The sequence below is a fragment of the Arthrobacter sp. Y3221157 genome, from assembly GCF_059089865.1.
The window spans coordinates 1-705 of the sequence record NZ_JBNHFD010000212.1; the positions used below are offsets into that span (position 1 = coordinate 1).

Here is a 705-nt window from a genome sequence, read left to right on the forward strand (position 1 = left end):
GCCGGGACGCCGCGGTGGCGTCGGCGTCCCGCCGTTGCAGGTCCTCCAGGACCAGGGGCGCCACGCCGTTCGCATGGAGTTCCGCGCGGGCGTCCAGTGCCGCTGAAATGCTGCGCAGCACGCCGGAGCGCAGGAGCTGCTCCGCCGTAGCCGACTTCCGGTCGCCCCACAGGGCAACCGCCGGGGCGAGCACCAGGCTGGCAAGGGCGGCAGCGATGACGGCAGGCAGCGCGGACGGCACCAGCAGCCAGGTGGCGGCCAGCGTGAGCACGGACACAGCCACGGCGGTAACCGGCGGCAGGACCACGCGGGGAAGCAGGTCACGGATGGTGTCGACGTCGTCAATCACCGTTCCCAGCACGTTGCCGCCCTGCAGCAGGCGGCGGAGTGCCAGTGCCCGGCGGCTCAGCAACTCCCACAGCCGGCCCCGGAGCCTGGTGAGGGCCGCGAACACGGCGTCGTGCAGGAGCAGCCGCTCCCAGTACCGGAACACGGCACGGCCGATGCCGAAGAACCGGACACCCACGATGGCTGAGAGCAGGTACAGGATGGGCGGCTGCTCGCTGGCCCGGATGATCAGCCAGCCGGAGAGTCCGGACAGGGCGACGGCGAAGACCGCCGCCAGCGTGCCCACCGCGGCCGCGCCGCCGAACTTGCCCTGTACCGGCACCAACAGTGCCGCCAGGAGCCGGACGGGCGTCCGCC

The 705-nt window shown here is 72.9% G+C and carries 1 protein-coding gene; it reads right to left on the reverse strand.

Going from position 1 to position 705, the window contains the following annotated elements; genetic code table 11:
* Positions 1–705, reverse strand: a 705-nt coding sequence (locus AC5RTT_RS20695; protein WP_494146727.1) for an ABC transporter domain-containing protein, incomplete at both ends; no start/stop codon positions are given.